Here is a 20,399-nt window from a genome sequence, read left to right as displayed (position 1 = left end):
GGTCGCACCCGTCCCACCGGAGGGAGTCAGGCCGGGAGGTCCTCCGGCCCGGTCGGCATCGTGCGCAGCTTCCCGACGGGCGAGAGGATGATCGGCACGAGCATCGCCGCCGACAGCACCCCCGCGACCCACAGCGCCGCGTGCAGCCCCAGTACCCCGGCCAGCAGCCCGCCGACCGGCCCGCCGAGCGCCCCGCCGCCGTACAGCAGCATGCGCATCGCGGCCGTCATCCGGCCCATCAGCGGCTGCGGGGTGATGCTCTGCCGCAGACTCACGATGATCACGTTGGAGATGCTGGAGCCGAAGTACTCCAGGAAGAACGACGCGACGAACAGGCCCACCAGCAGCCACGAGGGCCCGCCCGCCGCAGGGATCAGCAGCGGACCCAGGAAGATGATGGAGACCGAGACCCGGTAGGCCGTCCCCACCGAGAGACGGCGGACCACCATCCCGGCGATCAGTGCGCCGAGCAGGCCGCCCACCGCCGCCGCGCCCATCACGAAGCCGACCGTCGCCGCCGACAGCTCCTTGTCCCGTACCGCGTACAGCAGGAACAGCGACTGCACCATGGTCAGGAAGAAGTTGCAGGAGCAGCCGATGAGCGCGATCGCGCGCAGCCACCGGTTGCCGAACACCCAGCGCAGCCCCTCCGCCAGCTCGGTGCGCAGCTGCCGCTTCGAGGCCCGCGCCGGAGGATCCGGCTCCGGCGCGCGGACCAGCAGCAGGGAGATCACCGACAGGGCGTACGAGAAGGCGTTGGCGGCCATCGCCGCGGGCGCCGAGAAGGCGGTGACCAGCGTCCCCGCGATCCCGGGGCCCGCCACATCGGCCGAGGACAGGGTGGCGTTGAGCTTGGTGTTGGCCTCCAGCAGACTGCGCTTGTCCTTCACCAGCACCGGTACGTAACTCATCCAGCTGACATCGAAGAGCACCGCCGCCGTGCCGACGCCGAACGCCAGCACGTACAGCAGGGGCAGGGTCAGCAGCCCGAAGTGGTACAGCAGCGGCACCAGGCCGATGAGGACCATCCGGACGATGTTGGCACCCAGCATCACCGGCCGCTTGCGCACCCGGTCCACCCAGACGCCGAAGACCAGGGCGAGCGCCAGGAACGGCACCAGCTGGGCGAAGCGGAGCATGCCGAGCTGCTCGGGCCCGACCTGGAAGACCAGGACCGCGGTGAGCGGCAGGGCGAGGTTGGCTATCTGGGTGCCGTACAGGGAGAGCCCTTCCCCCACCCAGAACACCAGGAAGTCCCGGTTGTGCCACAGGCTCCGGGGCGGCGGGGGCTCGGCCTCCTTCGTCCCGGAGCCGGTGGCGGTGCCCGCGTCGCCGCGGCCGTTGTCCTCGCTCACAGCGAAGCTCCCCTGCGCAGCGCCCGGTTGACGATGTCCGCGATGGCCACGAGGCCCGGTTCCCGCCAGATGGAGTGGTGGTCGCCCGGCACGGTGTGCTGGTCGAGCCGGCTTGCGTACGGCTCCCAGCGCAGCAGGTGCGGCTCCGACCTCTCGGCCCTGACCAGGGTGGTGGGGCCGTCGTGGGCACCGTCGATGACGTGGTCCACCATCGAGCGGGCATGGGCCCGGAACAGGGTGAACCGCTCCAGCAGGAACTCCGCGTCGAACTCCTCCGGTACGGTCCCGGAGTCCGCGATGGCCGCCAGCCGCTCCTGCGGCCCCGCCTCCGGGCCGAGCTTCGCCAGCGCCCGGTCCAGCTCGGGAGCCCCGCCGCTCACCAGCCCCAGGAAGTCGTGGAGGAAGTACCGGACCAGCGCGGGCCCCGGCGGGAAGGGCTGCGTGCCGGGCAGTGCCGCGTCGATCACGACCAGCAGCGGCACCTCCTCGCCGTCGGCGGCCAGCAGCCGGGCCATCTCGAAGGCCACGACCCCGCCCAGGGACCAGCCGAGCAGCTGGTAGGGCCCGTGCGGGCGGGCCGCCCTGAGCGTGGCCGTGTGCACCTGGGCCAACTCCCTTATCGACTGAGCCGGTTCGTCGACACCGTCGAACCCGGGGGCCTCGAAGCCGAACACGGGGGTGCCGGGGTCGAGCCGCGCGGCCAGGTCGGTGTAGCAGTACGGCGAGCCGGAGACCGGGTGGACGCAGTACACGGGCGGCAGGTGGCCGCCCGCTCGGAGCGGGACGAGGCTGTCGTGGGGGAGTGCGGTCACCGTTTCCGGCCTCCGTCTTCCTGTGCTGTCGCGGGTGGCGCCGAACCGAGGAGCTGGTCGATGGCGGCGGCGACGCCGCTGACGGTGCCACCGCCGTGGAGCAGACGTACGTTCACCTTGGTCCCGAAGTGTTTGCTGAGCCGGCTGACCGCCCGCATGGCCTGGAGCGAATCGCCGCCGGCCGCGAGGAAGGAGCTGTTCGCCCCGATCTTCGGGGCCGACAGCACGGTGGAGAAGATGTCGGCGACCGCTTTCTCCGTCGGGGTGGCCGGCGCGACGTACGACGCCTCCCCGTCTTCCGGGGGCGGCGGCGCGGGCAGCGCCTTGCGGTCGGTCTTGCCGTTGGCGGAGAGCGGCAGCCGGTCCAGGACGAGGACGACGCCCGGCACCATGTACGGCGGGAGCGCGCCCGCCAGATGGGCGCTGATCACCCGGGGCCGGACCGTGCGGCCGGGGTGCGGCACGACGTATCCGACCAGCCGCAGGTCACCGGCCGCGTCCCTGCGGGTGGCGACGACCGCCTCCCTGACCGCCTCGTGGGACCTCAACACCGCTTCGATCTCGCCGAGTTCGATGCGGTGGCCGTTCACCTTGACCTGGAAGTCTGACCGGCCGAGCAGCTCGATCAGCCCGTCGGGGCCGTACCGGGCCACATCGCCCGTCCGGTAGAGCCGTTCGCTCCTGACCTCGCCGTGGGACCAGTCGAAGAACCGCTCCCCGGTCAGTTCGGGCCGGTCGAGATAGCCGGTGGCCAGGCCGATGCCCGCCAGATGGAGTTCGCCCGCGACACCGGGCGGCACCGGCTGGAGGCCGTCATCCAGGATGTATGTGCGCTGGTTGGCCATCGGCCGCCCGTACGGGATGCTCGTCCACCCCGGATCTACCTCGCCCACCTCGTACAGTGTGGAGTGGATCGAGGACTCGGTGGCCCCGCCGAGCGCCACGAACCGGAGCCGGGGAGCGGCCTTGCGTGTCCGGTCCGGCAGCGAGAGCGGCACCCAGTCCCCGCCCAGCAACGCCAGGCGAAGGGCCGCGAGCGGCGGGGCGCCGCTCTGCTCCAGCTGTTCCACGACCAGTTCGAGCAGCGCGGGTGCCGAGTTCCAGACCGTGATCCGGTGCGTGGCCAGCAGATCGGCCCAGTGCTGCGGGTCCTTGGCGAGCGCGGGCTCGGGCAGGACGACCGTGCCCCCGGCGGCCGTCAGCCCCAGGAACTCGTAGACGGACATGTCGAAGCTGGGCGACGACAGCGCGAGGACGCGGTCCCCGGTACCCACCGAGAAGCGGGAGTTGAGGTCCGCGATGTTGTTCATCACCCCGCGGTGGCGGAGCGCGATCGGCTTGGGCGCGCCGGTCGATCCCGAGGTGTGGATGACGTACGCGAGGTCTCCGGGCGCCACCCCGCTGCTGACGTTCCCGGCCGGGGCACCGGCCCACTGCCCCGCGTCCCGGTCCAGCTCCACGACCCGTGGCCCCACATCGGAGAGCCGCGAGGAGAGCCCGCTCCGGGAGACGATCACCGCACACGAGGTGCCGGTGACCATGGCCGCGATCCGCTGCTCCGGGTAGTCCGGGTCCAACGGGACGTAGGCGGAGCCCGACTTGAGGACACCCAGCACCGCCACCAGCAGGTCGGGCGACCGGTCCAGGCAGATGCCCACCCGGCCCCCGACACCCGCACCGAGCCCGCGCAGATGACGCGCCAGCCGGTTTGCCGCCGCGTTGACCTCGCCGTACGTCCACTGCTCCGCGCCACGGATGAGTGCGAGGGCCCCGGGATCGGCGGCCGCCCGCTCCTCGAACGCCTCGTGCAGGCAGCGCTCGTGGGGGAGGTCGGCCGCCGTGTCGTTCCACTCCACCAAGGTGCGGCGCAGCTCGCCGTCGGTGAGGAGCCTCAGTCGGGAGACGGCGGCCTCCGGGCGGGCGAGCGCGTCCTCCACCAGCGTACGGAAGTGGGTGAGCAGACGGAGTACGGTCTCCTGGTCGAACAGCGCCGCGTCATAACGGAGTTGCACGATGCGGTGGACGTAGGACCCGCCACTGCGCTCCAGCAGCACCAGCTCCAGATCGGCCGGTTCGTCGCCGTCCGCAATCGGCTCGCGGCTCTCCAGGATGGTCCGGGCGAGCCCGGCCGGTGTCGTGTCTTCGCCGATGGCACAGCTCAGCCGGACGGAACCGGCACCGGGCGTACGGACACGGAAGCCGAACTCCGCCTGGCCCGTGTACCGGTGGAGCAGTGCGGCGAACCCGGCGAGCAGCAGCTCCTCCGGGGCCGCCCCGGCCGCACCGTCGAGCACCACCCGCTGCCGGGCGGTGCACCCGGCGGGCTCGCTCTGCCGGGGCCGGTCGGTGGGCAGCAGGGCGGGGGGCGCCGATCCGCCCTGGTGATGAAGCGTCACGCCAATCCTCCCGCCCGCGCGCCGGAGGCCACCGGAGCCGGCGCCCCTCCAGCCGGCACCCCGGACACCGCTCCCAGTGGCAGTGGATGGCGGGCACACAGCTCCGCCACCCCGGCCCGGACCGCGTCCCGCTCCCCGGCGTCGAGCACGTACTCCCGCTCTCCCCGGACCGTCGTCGCCTCCAGCACCCGGTGCAGCAGCGCGGCACAGCTGCGCATCCCGGCCGGGCCCATGCCCCGCTGGGCCAGGATGTTGGTGCCCAGGCGCAGCCCGCTGGTGACGAGCGGCGGCCGGGTGTCGTCCGGGACCCGGTTCCGGTTGGCGAGAATGCCGCACTCCTCCAGGGCCCGTTCCGCGACCACCCCGGTCATGGGGCGGCCGGTCAGGTCGATCAGCACCATGTGGTTGTCGGTACCGCCGGTCAGGACCCGGTGGCCCAGCGCCGACAGGGCGTCCGCGAGCGCAGCCGCGTTGTCGACGACCAGCCGCATCGTCTCCTTGAAGGCGGGCTCCGCGACCAGGGCGAGGGCCCGGGCCTTCGCCGCGATGGCCGCCGGGTTCGGTGTGCCCTGCGACAGGGGGAAGACGGCCCGCTGCATCAGCCGCGACAGCGGGGTGCGGCCGTCGGGACCGGGCGTCGCGTGCTCACGCCCGATCAGGATCAGCCCACCGCGCGGCCCGCCGAGCTGCTTGTACGTACTGGTCGTCGTCGCGTGCGCCAGATCGACCGGCGTCGGATGCTCCCCGGCCGCCACCAGCCCCGCGATGTGCGAGATGTCCGCGACCAGGTACGCCCCCACCGAGTCCGCGATCGCCCGGAAGCGAGCGAAGTCGAGCGTACGGGGGTGGGCGCTGGCCCCAGCGATGAGCACGCTCGGCCGGTGCTGCCCGGCCAGCGCCGCCACCTGCCCGTAGTCGATCCGCCCCTCACCGTCCAGCCCGTAGTGCACGGCCTTGTAGTGCATCCCGGTCACCGAGGCGGGGGAGCCGTGGGTGAGGTGCCCCCCGGAGTCCAGGTCCAGGGCGAGAATGGTCCCGCCCGGGCGGACCAGCGCGGCCAGCACCGCCTGGTTGGCCGAGGAGCAGGAGTGGGGCTGGACATTGGCGTACACCGCGCCGAACGCCTGCTTGGCCCGCTCCACCGCGAGCCGCTCCACCCGGTCGAACTGCGCGGCTCCCGGGTGGTAGCGCGCCCCCGGATACCCCTCGGCCGTGACGTTGGACAGGGCCGATCCGGCGGCCGCCAGCACCGAGGGGTCGGCGATGCTGGTGGACGCCACCATGGCGAGCGTCGCCTGCTGCTGCACCACCTCGGCGTCCAGCAGCCGCGCCAGCTCGGGGTCGGCCGCGCTCAGCGCAGCCGATCCCTGCTGCGCCAACTCCGCCTGTGTCAGGACGGGTTCAGGCACGGCTGGCCGCCTTTCCGGCCTTCGCCACCAGCTCGTCGATCGCCGTCGCGAGCGCGCCGACCGTGGCACCGCCGTACAACAGACGGACGTTGACCTTCACCTTGAAGTGCTTGTTCAGCCGGCTCACCGCCCGCATCGCCTGCAGCGAGTTGCCGCCCAGCTCGAAGAAGCTGGCACCGGTCCCGACGCGCTCCTGCGCCAGCACGGTCCCGAAGACCTCGACGACCTTCTCCTCGGTCGGGGTGGCCGGGGCGACGTACGAGTCCACCGCACCGCCCGCGGCGACCGGGGCGGGCAGCGCCGCCCGGTTGATCTTGCGGGCCGGGGTCAGCGGGAACTCCTCCAGCTCCACCCACGCGGTCGGCACCATGTACTCGGGCATCGTCCGCCCCAGGTGGTCCCGCAGCTCCGCCACGGTCGGCGAGGTGTCGCCGAGGACCGTGTAGTAACCGACGAGCTGCTTCTCCCCGTCGTCCTCGCGCAGCAGCACCAGCGCCATCCGGACCTTGGGGTGGGTCAGCAGCCCCGACTCGATCTCCCCGAGCTCGATGCGCAGACCGCGCAGCTTCACCTGGTTGTCCAGGCGCCCGATGAAGTCGATCTGGAGGTCGGGCGTCCAGCGCACCAGGTCACCGGTGCGGTAGACGCGTCCCTCACCGAGGAACGGGTCCGGCACGAACTTCTCGTCCGTGAGCTCCGGCAGGTTGAGGTAGCCGCGCGAGAGGCCCTCGTCCCCGCCGATCAGCAGCTCACCCGGGACACCGACCGGCACCAGGTTGAACTCCTTGTCGACCACATAGTGCAGCCGGCTGAACTCCGGGCGCCCGATCGGCGGCGACGACTTCCATTCGCGGTGCTCGCACAGATACTCCGTGGTCGCCACCGACGCCTCGGTCGGCCCGTACAGGTTCACGAACTGGCGACCCGGCAGGTTCCACTTGTTGACCAGCTCGGCCGGCAGCGCCTCCGCCCCGCCCATGATGTATTTCAGGTCCGGATACGGCTCCGCCTCCACCAGCGACAGGATCGCCGGCGAAAGCCCGGCGTAGGTCACCCGCTGGTCGCGCATCAACGCCCCCAGCGACTCCGGCGATGAGGCGTCCTCGGGCGCCACCAGTACCATCGCGGACCCGCTGATCAGCCCGGCGAAGATCTCGCCCTGCGACATGTCGAACGTGAGTGCGGGGAGTTGGAGCAGCCGGTCCGTGTGACCCCACTCGCCGAAGGTCCGCCGGTAGGCCTCGATGAACATGCGCAGCCCGCGCTGTTCGATCATCACACCCTTGGGCTTACCGGTCGACCCGGAGGTGTAGAGGACATAGACGAGCGACGTCGGCTCCGCCCACTCCTCCAGGGGTACGTCGTCGGCCTCGGCCTCCACCGTCTCCCACTCGGTGTCGATCCGCAGGACCTCCCACCCGCTGGAGGGCGGCAGATCACCGACGTCGGCGTCCCGGGTGATGACGAGCGGCGCGGCCGTGTCGCGCAGCATGTGGTCCAGGCGCGCGTTCGGGTGCGAGGGGTCGATGATCGTGTACGCGGCCCCGGAGACCATCACGCCGACGATCGCCACCAGGGCGTCCAGGTCCCGGTCCATCGCGATGGCGACGACCTGCTCCTGTTTCACGCCCCGCGAGCGGATGTGGCGGGCGAGCTTGTCCGATCGCCGGATCAGCTCGGCGTACGTCATCTCCTTGCCCCGGCACACGGCGGCGACCAGGTCGGGGTGCTCGCGTGCGATGCGGGCGATGGTGGCGTGCACCGGCTCGGTCGGGTAGTCGAAGTCGGCCCCGCGCCCGGCCTCCAGCAGCTCGCGCCGCTCCTCATCGGAGAGGAGGGGCAGCTTGGACACCGGGGTGTCCGGGTCGGCGGCGGCCGCGCCCAGCACGGTCCGGAAGTGCTCGACCATGGCCTCGACCCGGCGCCGGTCGTACAGGTCGGTGGCGTACTCCACGATCAGCCGCAGCCGGTCCGCGCCTTCGATGAAGCTGAAGGACAGATCGAAGCGGGACCGCCCGCCGGAGACCAGGATCGACTCGGTCGCAAGTCCGTCCAGCTGGAGCGCGTCCCCGGTCGTCGTCTCGCCCAGCAGCTGCACGGCGATCTGGAACAGCGGGTTGCGCCCCGCGTCCCGCACCGGCTGAACCCGGTCGACGACATGGTCGAACGGCACGTCCTGGTTGTCGTACACATCGAGGTTGTTGTCGGCGATCCGCTCGATCAGCTCGGCGAAGGTGATCCCGCCGGAGAGATCCGAGCGCAGCACCGTCATATTGATGAACAGGCCTACGACGTCCTCGAGTTCGGGATCGGTACGGCCGAGCATCGGCACCCCGATCGCGATGTCGTCCTGGCCGCTGTACCGGGCCAGCACCACCTTCAGCGCAGCCGCCACCACCATGTACAGCGAGGCGCCCTGCTCCTGCGCGAGGGAGCGGGCCTGGCCCAGCAGGTCGGCCGGGAAGCTGACGGTGAAGGTCTCGCCGCTGCGGGTGGGCTCCGCCGGGCGGACCCGGTCGGCGGGCAGCTCCAGCGCCTCCAGACCGGCCAACCGCTCCTGCCAGAAGTCCAGCTCGCTCTCCCACTGCCCCGAGGAGCGCTGCTCCCGCTGGCGCTCCACATGGTCGGCGTAGGTGGCGGCCGGGGCCGGCAGGTCGGGGGTGAGGCCCGCCCGTAGCTGCCGGTACGCCTCGGTGATGTCCCGGCTGATCACCCCGCCGGACCAGCCGTCGGTGACGATGTGGTGGTAGTTGAGGGAGAGGACGTGCTCCTCGTCGGCCAGCCGGAACAGCTGGAACCGGCGCACCGGACCGGCCGCCAGGTCGAACGGGGTGTCGGCCTCCGCCTTGAGCGCCTGGTCGAGCGCCTGCTCCCGCTCGTCGGCCGTGAGACCCGACAGGTCGGTGACCGGCAGCGGGGTGTCCTTCGCCGGGGCGACGACCTGGTGCGGCACGCCGTCCACCGCGTGCAGGGTCACCCGCAGCTGGTCGTGACGGGCCACGAGGAGGTTGAGCGCACCTTCCAGCGCGGGCAGGTCCAGCGGGCCGCGCAGCCGGTAGGCGGTGGGGACGTTGTAGGTGGTCTCCCCGGGGTTCATCTGGTCCAGGAACCACAACTGCTCCTGCCCGAAGGACAGATGCATACGGGACTCGTCAGCGTCCGACGCGCTCATGGTCACAGGACTCCGTTCGGCAGGTTGCTGTTCTGTTTGCTGTTCTGTCCGTTGAAGGGAGCAGCGGGCGGGGGGACATGAGGGGAGGGGCGGAGCAGCGGTTCGATCCGTCTCAGCCCCTCGGTCACGGCCTCGGGATCGCGGGCGAAACAGATCCGGAAGCCGTCGAAGGCCCCGAGGGTCTCGCCGGGCATCAGCAGTACCCCGGCGTCCAGCACCCGGCGGCAGAGCGCCAGCGGCTGCTCCCCGGTGGTCAGCCGGAGCCAGGCGAACGGGGTGTTCTCGGGCTCCACGAGCTGTACGGCGTCCGCGTTGCGCTCCGCGAACTCCCGTACGAGCTTGAGCCCTTGGCCGGTGATGTCGGCGTACCGGCTCAGATAGTGGTCCCGGTGGTCCAGCACATCGCAGGCCAGCGTCTCGCAGAGCACCGAGTTGGCGATGGTGGAGAGGAACTTGCGGCGCGCGCACCCCTCGACGACCTCCGGCGGCCCGTACAGCCAGCCGACCCGCAGACCGGGGAAGCCGTACACCTTGGAGAGGCTGGAGACCGAGACCACCCGGTCGCTGCCGACCGCGGGGGAGTCCCTCAGATCGAGCGCGTACTCCTCGTCGAGCAGCAGATAGGCGTCCCATCGCTCCGCCAGCTCCAGCAGCCCACGCAGATCGGCATCAGTGATCCGCCGGCCGGTGGGGTTGCAGGGGGAGTTGGCGACGATCAGCCGCAGCCTGGGGCCGGCCAGCGCGGCGGCGGCCTCCACGTCGAAGGTGAGGTCGTCGCGGTAGGGGGCGCAGTCGACCTGGCACCCGAGATCGGCGGTGATGTCCCAGGACTGCTGCCACCCCGGGCGGTAGACGATCACCTGCGCGCCTGGGGTGAGCAGGGAGGCGTAGACGAGGTAGAGGGCCTGCTGCGCCCCCTGCGTGATCAGTACGGAGGCGGGGTCACCGCCGTAGAGATCGGCGACCCGGTCGCGCAGCGCGCCGATGCCCCGGTCGTGCCCGTAGTCCAGCTCCAGGCCGGGGTCCACGGCGAGCTGGTCGAGCCGTCCCGGAAGCATGTTGCTGTCCCCGAGGTCGATGTCGAAGCGTCCGGCGGCGTCCTCGAAGACCCACCGCTGCATCGGGTACTCATCCGTGAGGCTCACCGGTCGGCCTCCGCCGTCCGGTCCAGCAGGGCGCGCAGCGGCGGGGCGAACACACCGCTCGCCACCTGCTGGGCGTCCCCGGTCAGCGTCACGGACCCGTCCGGGGCGAGGGCCACGGTCACACTCCCGCCCGGCATGCGGACCTCCACCCGGTCGTCGCAGAGCCCCAGTTCCCGGGCCGCGGAGGCGGCGGCACAGGCACTGCTGCCCGAGGCCAGCGCGTAACCGGCACCCCGTTCGTACACCTCGATCTCCAGGACGCCCCGGCTCACCACCCGCAGGAACTGCACGTTGGTGCGGTGCGGGAAGCGGGCGTGCCCGGCGATCTCGGGGCCCAGGCTCCGGGCGAGCGCGGCGGTCGGCTCGGCCACGGGCACCACCGTGTGCGGGTTGCCGTTGTGGAGCGCGGTCACCGTCAGCTTCCGCTCCCCGACCGTCAGCGGCACGGAGAGCGTCGGCCCCTCGGCGGGGGTGCCGTCCTCGTCCAGCAGCGGCAGGGCGCCGGCCTCGAACAGGGGTTGCCCCAGGCCGATCCGCACGGTCCCGGCCGCCGGATCCAGAATCTGTACGGGGCTGTCGCCCGCGGCCGTGCGCAGCGTGAACGGCTCACCGCCCGCCCACGTCTCCGGCTCCCGCTCGGCCAGGTGCAGGGCGAACATGCGCAGCCCGTTGCCGCTGCGCTCACAGACGGAGCCGTCCGAGTTGAAGAGGGCCAGCCGGACCGGAACCCCGGGGCGGGGCTCCTCCAGCGGGCCGTGCAGCACCCCGTCCGCTCCGATGCCGAAGTGCCGGTCGCAGACGAGCCGTACGGACTCCGGCGAGACGGGGACGTCGGTGCAGCGGGGGTCGATCACCACGTAGTCGTTGCCCAGTGCCTGATACTTGAAGAAGTCGGTCATGACTCGTCTCAGGTAGGTGGCGGGGGACAGGGCCGCTCCCGGCGCGTGCTGCCGCCGGGAACGGCCCCGTCCATCAGGCGTCCTGTTCCTCCAGCGCCGCCGCGTCGTGCTCCTCGCCGTACCACTTCTCCGCCCAGCGGGAGAAGGCGATGATCACGATGTCGCGGTGGCCGGGCCCGCCGTCGGCGGAGAGGACGTCGGTGACGTCGTGGGCGAGCCCACGGTCGTCCAGCAGGACCGCCTGGCCGGCGTCGAGCGTCCCCGACCAGAAGGGCGCGTCCGCCCCCGGCTTCCACAGCCGGGTGGTGCCGCCCGCCACGTTCACCTTGTTCAGGATGGCGATCATGACGAACTCGTGCCCGTCGTGGTGCACCCCCTCCGGGGTGAGCGGACCCGGCTTGCCGCCGTCGGCGCGGGTCCGGTTCTGGTGGACGTTGATCTGCCACGGCTCGGACCGGTCCAGACCGAGTTCGCGGATCCCCTCGGAGATCAGCGGGGTGAAGTCCACCTCGACCGGCTCGTAGACGCGGCGAATACCGCCACCGACCGGGTTGAACTTCTTGTACGTGGTGTAGTCGCGGTGCGGAAGCCGCTTGAACGACCAGTTCTCGTTCTCGGCGGGTGTGAGCTTGTACTGCGAGAACCGCTTGAAGCGGGTCCCGTTGCCCATGTAGTCGTCGACCGGGCAACGGTCGTAGCTGGGCAGGATGTCGGGCGCGACCTCGGGCAGGTCGATGACGGTGAATCCTTCGGCGCCGAGTGGCATGTGCTCTCCCCTCCTGGTGGGTGGTGGCGTGATGTCAGGCGGTGACCGACGGCATCCGCTCGTCCAGGTATGTCGCCGAGGAGTTGAGCCGCCACAGGATGCCGCGGGCGATGGCCCGGCGCATCCGGGGGGACTCGGCGGCGGGCAGCACCACGTTGTGGAACCAGCCCTGGGCGTGCTGGGAGTCGATGGTGATGTGCAGCCGGTGGTAGACGATGCCGACATCGGGCAGGCCGAGCCGCTCCCAGGCGTGCACGACCTGGACGAACCGGTCCGGCGCCATCCACTCGGTCATGCCGAGATAGCCGACGGCCTCCGGGTACAGGGCGCGGTATCGGCACAGCAGGACGGCCAGGTTGCCGTTGAGGAGCGAGTTGGCGGTGAGCGAGCGCTCCAGCTCCTCGTCCGGGATCTCGAAGACCTCGAAGATCTTGTTGAAGAGCGTGGTGTGGACCTGGGCGTGGTCCCCGTTGCCCATCTCGTCCCAGAAGTTGGAGGCGATCTCCATCTTCGCGGCCCCCGCCGTACCGACCTGCATCATCGCCAGCAGATCGTCGAAGCGGCCGTCGACCACGGACTCCTGCATCACGTAGTTGCGCAGGTCGGACTCGGTGGCCCGGTTGCGGATGAACTCGTGGTAGTAGGGGTGCTTGTACACCCGGTGCTCACGTGCGGTCTTCTTCAGCCAGGAGAGGTAGGCCCGCGGTTCGGTGGGCGCCTCCTCCAGCAGCCCCGGCTCGATCAGCCGGTCCTGCGCCTCGGCGGTCGCGGCCTCCAGCTGCCGGCCGATCTCGTGCACGACGACCGAGCCCTCGGCGGTCTCCCGGTCCGTCAGCTTGGTGTGCAGCCGGTAGACCCGGTCGAGCAGGAACTGCTGGGCATAAAGGGCCTGTTGATCGTTCGCGGCCGCAGCCTTGTTGATCTCGGCCACCCGGCCGAGGAGGGCGGTGCGGGCATCGCCCTCGACGTGCGAGTCGACCTTGTCTGCCGCTGTCGCGAGTAATGCGGTGACCTCGTCGACGGTGGCCAGAAAGCCGGTGGCGGGCTCGGTCCCGGCCCGGGAGGTACCAACTTCGAGCATCTGCTTCCCCTTGTATTCACCTGATGACTGTGACGTGCCGTACGTGCTGTGCGGGTAGCCGTCTGTCGTGCTGAGAGGAGGGAGGAGGAAGGGGTATCGCACCGCACACGGCCCTGATGTGCCGGGCAGGGTGTGTGCCAGAACGGCAGAGGCGGTCAATGCGCGCCCATAGTGCCCGCAGACCTCTGGGCAGACTCTGTACGCGGTCTATATGGATTCAGGCCACCCGGTGCGGTGCGGGGGGAGGCCGCCCGGACCTGGCCGGAGGCATGCCGAAAGAGGGCGCGCAGTACGGGACCGTATCCGTACTCCGCGCCCTCGTTCAGGGGGTGGTGGAGAAGTGGTGCTCGGGTATGACAGGGACCGCGGCGGCGGCGATCGGAGCCGGGTGAGGGCGTCTCCTTCAGGTCAGAAGACGGTCCCCGGGTCCTTCACCACCGCACTGGCATCGCACAGCCGCCGCGGCCTCGTCGTCCTGCCCGCACCGCGCGGCACCCCTCATCCGGGTGCGCGGCACAGGCAGGGGCTTCACAGGGGCTCAGTCCTCGCGCAGGGCGCGGACGGCCTCCTCGACGCGCTTGCCGTAGTCGGTGTCGGCGGCGTGGAAGTGGGCGAGGTTCTTCTCGATCACATCGTCGCGGCTGACCTGCGAGAGGCCTCCGGCGATGTTGGCGACCAGGCGGCCCTTCTCCTCCTCCGACATCAGCCGGAAGAGTTCGCCCGCCTGGAAGAAGTCGTCGTCCTTGGCGTGGGCGGGCGCCTCGTGCGTGCCCGTCCAGCCGTGGATGGCCAGCGGGGCGGCGAGCGCCGCGCCCGTCTGGGCCGGACCGGCGTACGAGTTGGGCTCGTAGTTCTTGTCGTGGCGCGAACCGTAGCGGGTGGCGTGAACCCCGTCCCGGCCGTAGTTGTCGACCTCGGCCGCCTTGGGGGCGTTGACCGGCAGCTGGGTGTGGTTCACGCCCAGGCGGTAGCGGTGCGCGTCCGCGTAGGCGAACAGCCGGCCCTGGAGCATCTTGTCCGGGGACGGGCCGATGCCGGGCACGAAGTTGTTCGGTGAGAACGCGGCCTGCTCCACCTCGGCGAAGACGTTGTCCGGGTTCCGGTCCAGCACCAGCCGGCCGACCCGCTGGAGCGGGTAGTCGGCGTGCGGCCACACCTTGGTGAGGTCGAACGGGTTGAACCGGTAGTCCGCGGCGTCGGCGGCAGGCATCACCTGGACGTGCAGCGTCCAGGACGGGTTGACGCCTCGCTCGATGGCCTGGAGCAGGTCCGTCTGGTGCGAGTTGGCGTCCCTGCCGACGAGCTCGGCGGCCTGGTCGGCCGAGAGGGAGCGCACGCCCTGGTTGGTCTTGAAGTGGTACTTGACGAAGAAGGCCTCACCCTCGGCGTTCGTCCACTGGTAGGTGTGCGAGCCGTAGCCGTTCATGTGGCGGTACGAGGCGGGGATGCCGCGGTCGCCCATCAGCCAGGTGACCTGGTGCGTGGCCTCGGGGGTGTGCGCCCAGAAGTCCCAGACGTTGTCCGGCTCCTGCTTGCCCGTGAACGGGTCGCGCTTCTGCGAGTGGATGAAGTCGGGGAACTTGATCGGGTCCTTGATGAAGAACACCGGGGTGTTGTTGCCGACCAGGTCGTAATTGCCCTCGTTCGTATAGAACTTGAGGGCGAAGCCGCGCGGGTCACGGACCGCGTCCGCCCCGCCGAGCGAGTCGGCGACGGTCGAGAACCGGATGAACGTCTCGGTGCGCTTGCCGACCTCGGAGAGGAAGTCGGCGCGGGTGAAGCCGGTGACGTCGTCGGTCACCTCGAAGTAGCCGTACGCGCCGGAGCCGCGGGCGTGGACCACGCGCTCCGGGATGCGCTCACGGTTGAAGCGGGCGAGCTTCTCCAGGAGGTGCTGGTCCTGGAGGAGGATCGGTCCACCGACACCGGCGGTGGCGGAGTTCTGGTTGTCGGCGACCGGGGCGCCTGACTCGGTCGTGAGCACACGCTTAGCCATGTGGCGGGATGACCTTTCGTACGAGCTGCTGACGGCTTGAGGAGCGTAGATTCGCCGCGAGGCAACGTCAACAGTTTGTTGAAAACGAAGTGTGTGGTTCCGGGCCGCGGCAGCGCCTGGGCGCGACAGGACAGGTGTCAGCGCCACCGCGGCCCGGAGTTCGTGGGGCCCCTTGCGGGGCCGGGGGTCAGACCTGGGAGCCGGAGAGCCGCTCGACCGAGCGCAGCAGCGCCGAGTGGTCCAGGCCGCCGTCGCCCTGGGCACGCAGCGAGGCGACCAGTTGGGCGACCACACCGCCGACGGGCAGGGCGGCGCCGACGTTGCGGGCGGCGTCGGTCACGATGCCCATGTCCTTGTGGTGCAGGTCGATCCGGAAGCCGGGGGCGAAGTCCCGCTTCAGGAAGTTGTCCTTCTTGCGGGTCAGCACGGTCGACCCGGCCAGACCGCCGTTCAGGACGTCCAGCGCGGCGGCGAGGTCCACCCCGGACTTCTCCAGGAAGACCACGGCCTCGGCGCAGGCCTGGATGTTGACGGCGACGATCAGCTGGTTGGCCGCCTTCACCGTCTGGCCGGAGCCGTGGGGGCCGCAGAGCACGATGGTCTTGCCGAGCGCCTCCAGCAGCGGCTTCGCGGCGTCGAAGTCCGCCTGCTCACCGCCGACCATGATGGACAGGACCGCCTCGATGGCGCCGGCCTCGCCGCCGGAGACCGGCGCGTCCAGGACCCGGATGCCCTTCTCGGCCGCGCTCTTGGCGAGGTCCACGGAGGTCTGAGGGGTGATGGAGGACATGTCCACCAGCAGCGCGCCGCGCCTGGCGTTCTCCAGGATGCCCTCGGGGCCGTAGGCGATGGCCTCGACCTGCGGGGAGGCGGGCACCATCGTGATGACGACGTCGGCGTCCTTGACCGCGTCCGCGATCGAGGAGGCGCCGCTGCCGCCGGCCGCGACCAGCCGGTCGATCTTGTCCTGCTCCAGGGTGTATCCGGTGACGGCGTAACCGGCCTTGATCAGGTTCTCCGACATGGGGGAGCCCATGATGCCGAGACCGATCCACGCAACCTTGGGGAGGTTGTTGCTCATGAGGGTGCCTTCCTGAAAAACGTTTTTACGTAAGGGGGTTGGGCGCGACCGAGGGTCGGCCCGGCCCGCCAGCGGCCGGTCAGCCGGCGGCTCGGGCCGACGCCGGGAGCCAGTCGAAGGACTCGGCGCTCGGCCGGTCGCCCGGCTTGTACTCCAGGCCGATCCAGCCCGCGTAACCGGCGTCCTTCAGCTCGTCGAGGAGCCGCTCCAGCGGGAGCGTGCCGGTGCCCGGCGCGCCGCGGCCCGGGTTGTCGGCGATCTGGACGTGGCCGGTCTTCGCCGCGTACGCCTTGATGACCTGGCTCAGCTCCTCGCCGTTCATCGACAGGTGATAGAGGTCCAGCAGGAACTTGGCGTTCCCGAGGCCCGTCGCCGCGTTGACCTTGTCGACGACCTCGATCGCTGCCGGTGCGCTGACCAGCGGATAGAGCGGCGACTCCGGCTTGTTGAGGGTCTCGACGAGGAGGATGGCCCCGGTACGGTCCGCCGCGCGGGCGGCCAGCACCAGGTTCTCCAGGGCGAGCGCGTCCTGCACCACCGGGTCCGCGCCCTCGACGCGGTTGCCGTACAGCGCGTTGAGCGCCGTGCAGCCGACCGAGGCGGCGAAGTCGGCCGCCACCTCGATGTTGGCCCGGAAGCGGTCCGACTCCGTGCCGGGCACGGAGAGCGCGCCGCGGTCGGGGCCGGGCAGCTGTCCGGCGTAGAAGTTCAGCCCCACCAGCTGGGTGCCGGCGTCGTCGAGCGCCTTCTTGAGGGCGTCGAGCTCCGCCTGCGGCGGGGTCGGGGTCTCGATCCAGGGCCACCACAGCTCGACCGCCGTGAAGCCCGCCGCGGCGGCTGCCGCGGGACGCTCCAGGAGCGGGAGTTCCGTGAAGAGGATCGAAAGGTTCACATCGAAGCGCTGGTCCGGGTATCCCATGAGGATGTCGGCGCTCCTTCCGTATTGCGGAAGTTAGTTTCTGCTTAACGGAAGATTGCCCGGCAGGTGGCGGGGCTGTCAAGGGGGTGCGGCAAAATTGGCTCCGGCCGGCGGCGTACGGAATCGGTGGCAGGGACCCCTTCGGGCATGCGAAAGCGGGGCGGGGGCCGCCGTCGACCCCCGCCCCGCCTGGCGCTCACGCCGTACGTACCGCTCCTAGCTGCCCGGAACCGTGTCCTCGAAGGTCTTCCCCGCAACTCGGTACGCCCCGACCATGGCGTTCACCTGCGACGGGGTGAGCACCTGGTCCTTCACGTGCAGGACGTAGTCCACCTGCTGGTCGTAGGCGCGGGGCGTGGTGCTCGGCTGCCCCTCCAGGTCGATCAGCCACTGGTTGAAGTTGATCGACATGGGCCGCTCCGGCAGGAATGCCGCTCCGTGCGTCCCGAAGTGCTGACCGTCGACGTAGTACGTGATCCGGTTGTTGTCGATGGTCACCACCAGGTCGTGCCAGCCCGCGTACGACTGGCGGACCTCGCTGTGCGCGTTGACCGCCTCCCACGGGTCGGGCCGGTAGGTCTCCCACGAGGTGGCGTAGAGGATGTTGGCCGGCTCGCCCCAGCCGCCGTTCGGCAGATACTCGAAGTCGTACTCCGCGTAGTCGTCCGCCATCGGCGCCTTGAGGTCGTTGATCGTGAAGAACGTCTGCACGATCCGGTCGCCGTCCGGCCCCGAGCGCGGCGCGTCGCTGAACTTCACCCGGGACGCGTACGTGCCGTTCTTGAACTTCATCGACTGCGTCAGGATCTCGGTGTGCTTGGTCGAGGCACCCGTCCCCGCGGTGGAGGTCTCCAGGTTCATCACCGAGTTGCCGCTCTGCGAGGCGAAGGTGACGTTCTCGGCTGCCCAGGTCGCGCCCGGCACCCCCGGACCGCCGGAGTTGGACCGTACGCTCCAGCCGTTCGCGTTGATCTTCGGGTCGGTGTGCGAGCTGTAGTCGAAGTCGTCGAACAGCCGCGCCCCGTCCCCCGGCGGGTCGGTGGGCGGGTCCGTGGGGTCCGGCGGGTCGGTCGGCCCGTTGCCCCCGGGCGCCTCGCCCCACACGGTCGCCCCGTTCACCTGGGCCGTCACCTTGGACCAGTCGCCGTACGTGGTCCGGTCCGGGCCGAAGGAGTAGTCGTCGGACTGGATGAGCGAGGCCCAGGACGCCTGATGGAAGCGGAGCTGCATGTCCCCGGTGTCCGCCCCCGGCGCCAGCGAACCCGCGCCCGGGGTGAAGCCGATCTCCAGATACCGGTCGGCGGTGGCCGTCGGGGAGGCGAGCGTCCCGAACGTGCCGGTGATGTTCGCGCACCCCTTCACCGCCCAGGAGCAGGCGAACCGGTAGGCGGCGGAGGCCGAGTCGGCCTTGAAGTAGTAGCGCACCTTGACACTGCTCAGCGGTACGGAGGCGGAGCCGGCGTTGCGCACCTTCAGCCACGGCTCGCTCTGGTCGGCGCTCGCGCCGGACGCGCTGGTGCGGTACTGGACGACGATCCCGTCGGCCGCGGCGTTGGCCGAGGACGGCAGCGCGGCGAGCCCGGTGGCGGCCAGGGCCACGGCGGCGGCCGAGACGGCGGCGGTGCGCAGCCGGGACCTGCTGCCGCGCGGATTCCTGCGTGATGTGGTCACGGGTGGGTTCCTCTCCGGAACGGTGGTGGGGGAGTGGTGACGAGTGGGGTCGCGCTGTTCTTGAGGACGGGGACGCGTCATGTGGCCGCCGCGAGCGACCGTGCGTCCAGCGGGCGGTAGGGGACGCCGAGGGCGTCCAGCCGGGCGGTGTGGTGGCGCAGCCGCTCGACGAACCCCGGCCAGTCGCCGCGCCCGCCGGACCAGGAACGGTCGGCCAGCGCGCAGAGCCGCGGGTAGCTGAGGTACTCGATCTCCTCGGGCGTGCGGACGTACTCGGTCCACAGCTGGGCCTGCGTCCCGAGCACCCGGGCCCGCTCGGTCTCCGCCCACTCGGCGGGGGCGGGCTCGTGGTCATGGACCGCGTGCAGGGTGACGGGGGCGCCGGGCTGGGCGACCGGTTCGGACGGGTCGCCGGACTGGGCGTAGTCCAGATAGGTGGCCCGGTGGTGCGCGGCGACCACCTGGTGGCCGCGGCGGGCTGCGGCCAGTGCGTGGGAGGGGTCGCGCCAGGTCATCACCGTGAAGTCCAGGGGGAGTTCGGTGCCCGTCTCGGCCCAGCCGAGCGGGATCCGCCCATGCTCCACGAGGAACGCGCCGATCCGGCCCAGGAACCAGCCGTGCAGCGCCGCCGGGTCCGCGAGCCCCTCGGCCGCCGCGCGTTCCCGGGCGGCCGGGCTGTTCTCCCACTCGGTGGTCGGGCACTCCTCGCCCCCGATGTGGATGTACGGCGACGGGAAGAGGTCCATGACCTCGGCCAGCACCGCTCGGCAGAAGGCGAAGACCTCCTCGTGCACACCGAGGACCGTGTCGCAGACGCCCCAGCGGTCCCACACGTCCAGCTCGCGCGTCGGGTTGTTCCCCAGCTCCGGGTGCGCGGCGAGGGCGGCCCGCACATGGCCGGGCATCTCGATCTCCGGCACGACGGTGACCCCGCGCTCCGCCGCATACCGCACGAGCCCCCGCAACTCCGCCTTGGTGTAAGCCCCTTCGTGCCGGACGGCGTCGAAGCGCACCCCGTCCGGGCCGCTCGGTCCCTGCTGCGACCGTGCCCGCCGGGCCCCGACGGAGGTCAGCCGTGGATAGGCGTCGACCGGCATCCGCCAGCCCTGGTCGTCGGTGAGGTGGAGGTGCAGGACGTTCAGCTTGTGCAGCGCCAAGAGGTCCACGTACCGGCGCAGATACCCGATCGGCCGGAAGTGCCGCGCCACGTCCAGCATCGCCCCGCGCCACGGCCGGTCCGGTACGTCGGTGATCTCGACGCACGGCAGCTCCCAGGAGCCGTGCCCCCGCGCCCCGCCCGACAGGGCCTCGGCGGGGAGGAGTTGGCGGACCGTCTGGATGCCCCGGAACAGCCCGGTCGGGTGGGCGGCGCGCAGGAGGAGCGCCTGGGGGCCGACCGTCAGCCCGTACCCCTCTTCGCCGAGGCCGCCGAGCTGCTCGTCCAGCGCGAGCACGATCCGGCCGTCCGGTGACGGGGCCAGCGGCAGCCCGGCGGCCGGGCCGACCAGGGAGCGCAGCAGGGCGGCGGCCGGTTCGGCGCCCGGGAGAGCGCGGACGGTGGTGTTGCGGTCGAGGGTGAGCCGGCCGCCCAGCGAGGAGACCTTGCTGGGCTGGGGGAGGAGGGCGAGGTCGGGGCGCGATGCGGGCACGAGGTCTCCGGGTTCGTTTCGCGGGCGTGGAGCGGCGGCGGAGCGCTG

The 20,399-nt window shown here is 71.2% G+C and carries 13 protein-coding genes and 1 pseudogene; all 14 read right to left on the bottom strand.

The annotated features are described in order from the left end of the window. Positions 1 to 26 precede the first annotated feature (26 nt). Positions 27 to 1,355: an MFS transporter gene (locus tag ABZ154_RS09505; RefSeq protein WP_356830647.1), complete on the bottom strand. Its 1,329-nt coding sequence runs from the start codon at positions 1,353 to 1,355 to the stop codon at positions 27 to 29. Further along, the gene (locus ABZ154_RS09500) at positions 1,352 to 2,167 is read right to left on the bottom strand and encodes an alpha/beta fold hydrolase (protein ID WP_356830645.1); all 816 of its coding nucleotides are present in this window, start codon (positions 2,165 to 2,167) and stop codon (positions 1,352 to 1,354) included. The genes ABZ154_RS09505 and ABZ154_RS09500 overlap by 4 nt, the downstream gene beginning before the upstream one ends. Further along, entirely contained in the window at positions 2,164 to 4,563 is a 2,400-nt protein-coding gene (locus tag ABZ154_RS09495; RefSeq protein ID WP_356830643.1) for a non-ribosomal peptide synthetase, read from the bottom strand. The genes ABZ154_RS09500 and ABZ154_RS09495 overlap by 4 nt, the downstream gene beginning before the upstream one ends. Then, entirely contained in the window at positions 4,560 to 5,972 is a 1,413-nt protein-coding gene (locus ABZ154_RS09490; protein ID WP_356830641.1) for a serine hydroxymethyltransferase, read from the bottom strand. The genes ABZ154_RS09495 and ABZ154_RS09490 overlap by 4 nt, the downstream gene beginning before the upstream one ends. Continuing rightward, complete coding sequence (locus tag ABZ154_RS09485) at positions 5,965 to 9,144, bottom strand: amino acid adenylation domain-containing protein (RefSeq protein ID WP_356830639.1); 3,180 nt, start codon at positions 9,142 to 9,144, stop codon at positions 5,965 to 5,967. Before ABZ154_RS09485 ends, ABZ154_RS09490 begins: the two co-directional genes overlap by 8 nt. A 2-nt stretch (positions 9,145 to 9,146) precedes the next feature. Beyond that, positions 9,147 to 10,289 (bottom strand): pyridoxal phosphate-dependent aminotransferase, encoded by a 1,143-nt coding sequence (locus ABZ154_RS09480; RefSeq protein ID WP_356830637.1) that lies wholly within the window; start codon positions 10,287 to 10,289, stop codon positions 9,147 to 9,149. Further along, positions 10,286 to 11,188, bottom strand: a complete 903-nt coding sequence (gene dapF, locus ABZ154_RS09475) for a diaminopimelate epimerase (protein ID WP_356830635.1) — start codon at positions 11,186 to 11,188, stop codon at positions 10,286 to 10,288. Before dapF ends, ABZ154_RS09480 begins: the two co-directional genes overlap by 4 nt. A 73-nt stretch (positions 11,189 to 11,261) precedes the next feature. Continuing rightward, entirely contained in the window at positions 11,262 to 11,954 is a 693-nt protein-coding gene (locus ABZ154_RS09470) for a 2OG-Fe dioxygenase family protein (protein ID WP_356830633.1), read from the bottom strand. 34 nt (positions 11,955 to 11,988) lie between these two features. Next, positions 11,989 to 13,035, bottom strand: a complete 1,047-nt coding sequence (locus tag ABZ154_RS09465; RefSeq protein WP_356830631.1) for an iron-containing redox enzyme family protein — start codon at positions 13,033 to 13,035, stop codon at positions 11,989 to 11,991. Between the two features lie 538 nt (positions 13,036 to 13,573). Next, on the bottom strand, positions 13,574 to 15,031 hold the full coding sequence (locus ABZ154_RS09460; RefSeq protein WP_356830629.1) for a catalase: 1,458 nt from the start codon (positions 15,029 to 15,031) through the stop codon (positions 13,574 to 13,576). A 187-nt stretch (positions 15,032 to 15,218) separates the two neighbouring features. Further along, on the bottom strand, positions 15,219 to 16,112 hold the full coding sequence (locus ABZ154_RS09455) for a 2-hydroxy-3-oxopropionate reductase (RefSeq protein ID WP_356830627.1): 894 nt from the start codon (positions 16,110 to 16,112) through the stop codon (positions 15,219 to 15,221). A 79-nt stretch (positions 16,113 to 16,191) separates the two neighbouring features. Further along, positions 16,192 to 17,031, bottom strand: coding sequence for a TIM barrel protein (locus tag ABZ154_RS09450; RefSeq protein WP_356830625.1), 840 nt, complete (start codon positions 17,029 to 17,031; stop codon positions 16,192 to 16,194). 216 nt (positions 17,032 to 17,247) lie between these two features. Then, positions 17,248 to 18,702, bottom strand: a complete 1,455-nt coding sequence (locus ABZ154_RS09445; protein ID WP_356830623.1) for a cellulose binding domain-containing protein — start codon at positions 18,700 to 18,702, stop codon at positions 17,248 to 17,250. A 43-nt stretch (positions 18,703 to 18,745) separates the two neighbouring features. Further along, a pseudogene (locus ABZ154_RS09440) lies at positions 18,746 to 20,351 on the bottom strand (beta-N-acetylhexosaminidase); the annotation flags it as partial. Between the last annotated feature and the right edge of the window lie 48 nt (positions 20,352 to 20,399).

The sequence above is a fragment of the Streptomyces sp. NPDC006261 genome (genome assembly GCF_040613515.1).
In the GTDB taxonomy this organism is placed as follows: domain Bacteria; phylum Actinomycetota; class Actinomycetes; order Streptomycetales; family Streptomycetaceae; genus Streptomyces.
The sequence above is the reverse complement of the archived record's forward strand: the minus strand, read 5'-3'. Positions and strand labels throughout refer to the sequence as shown.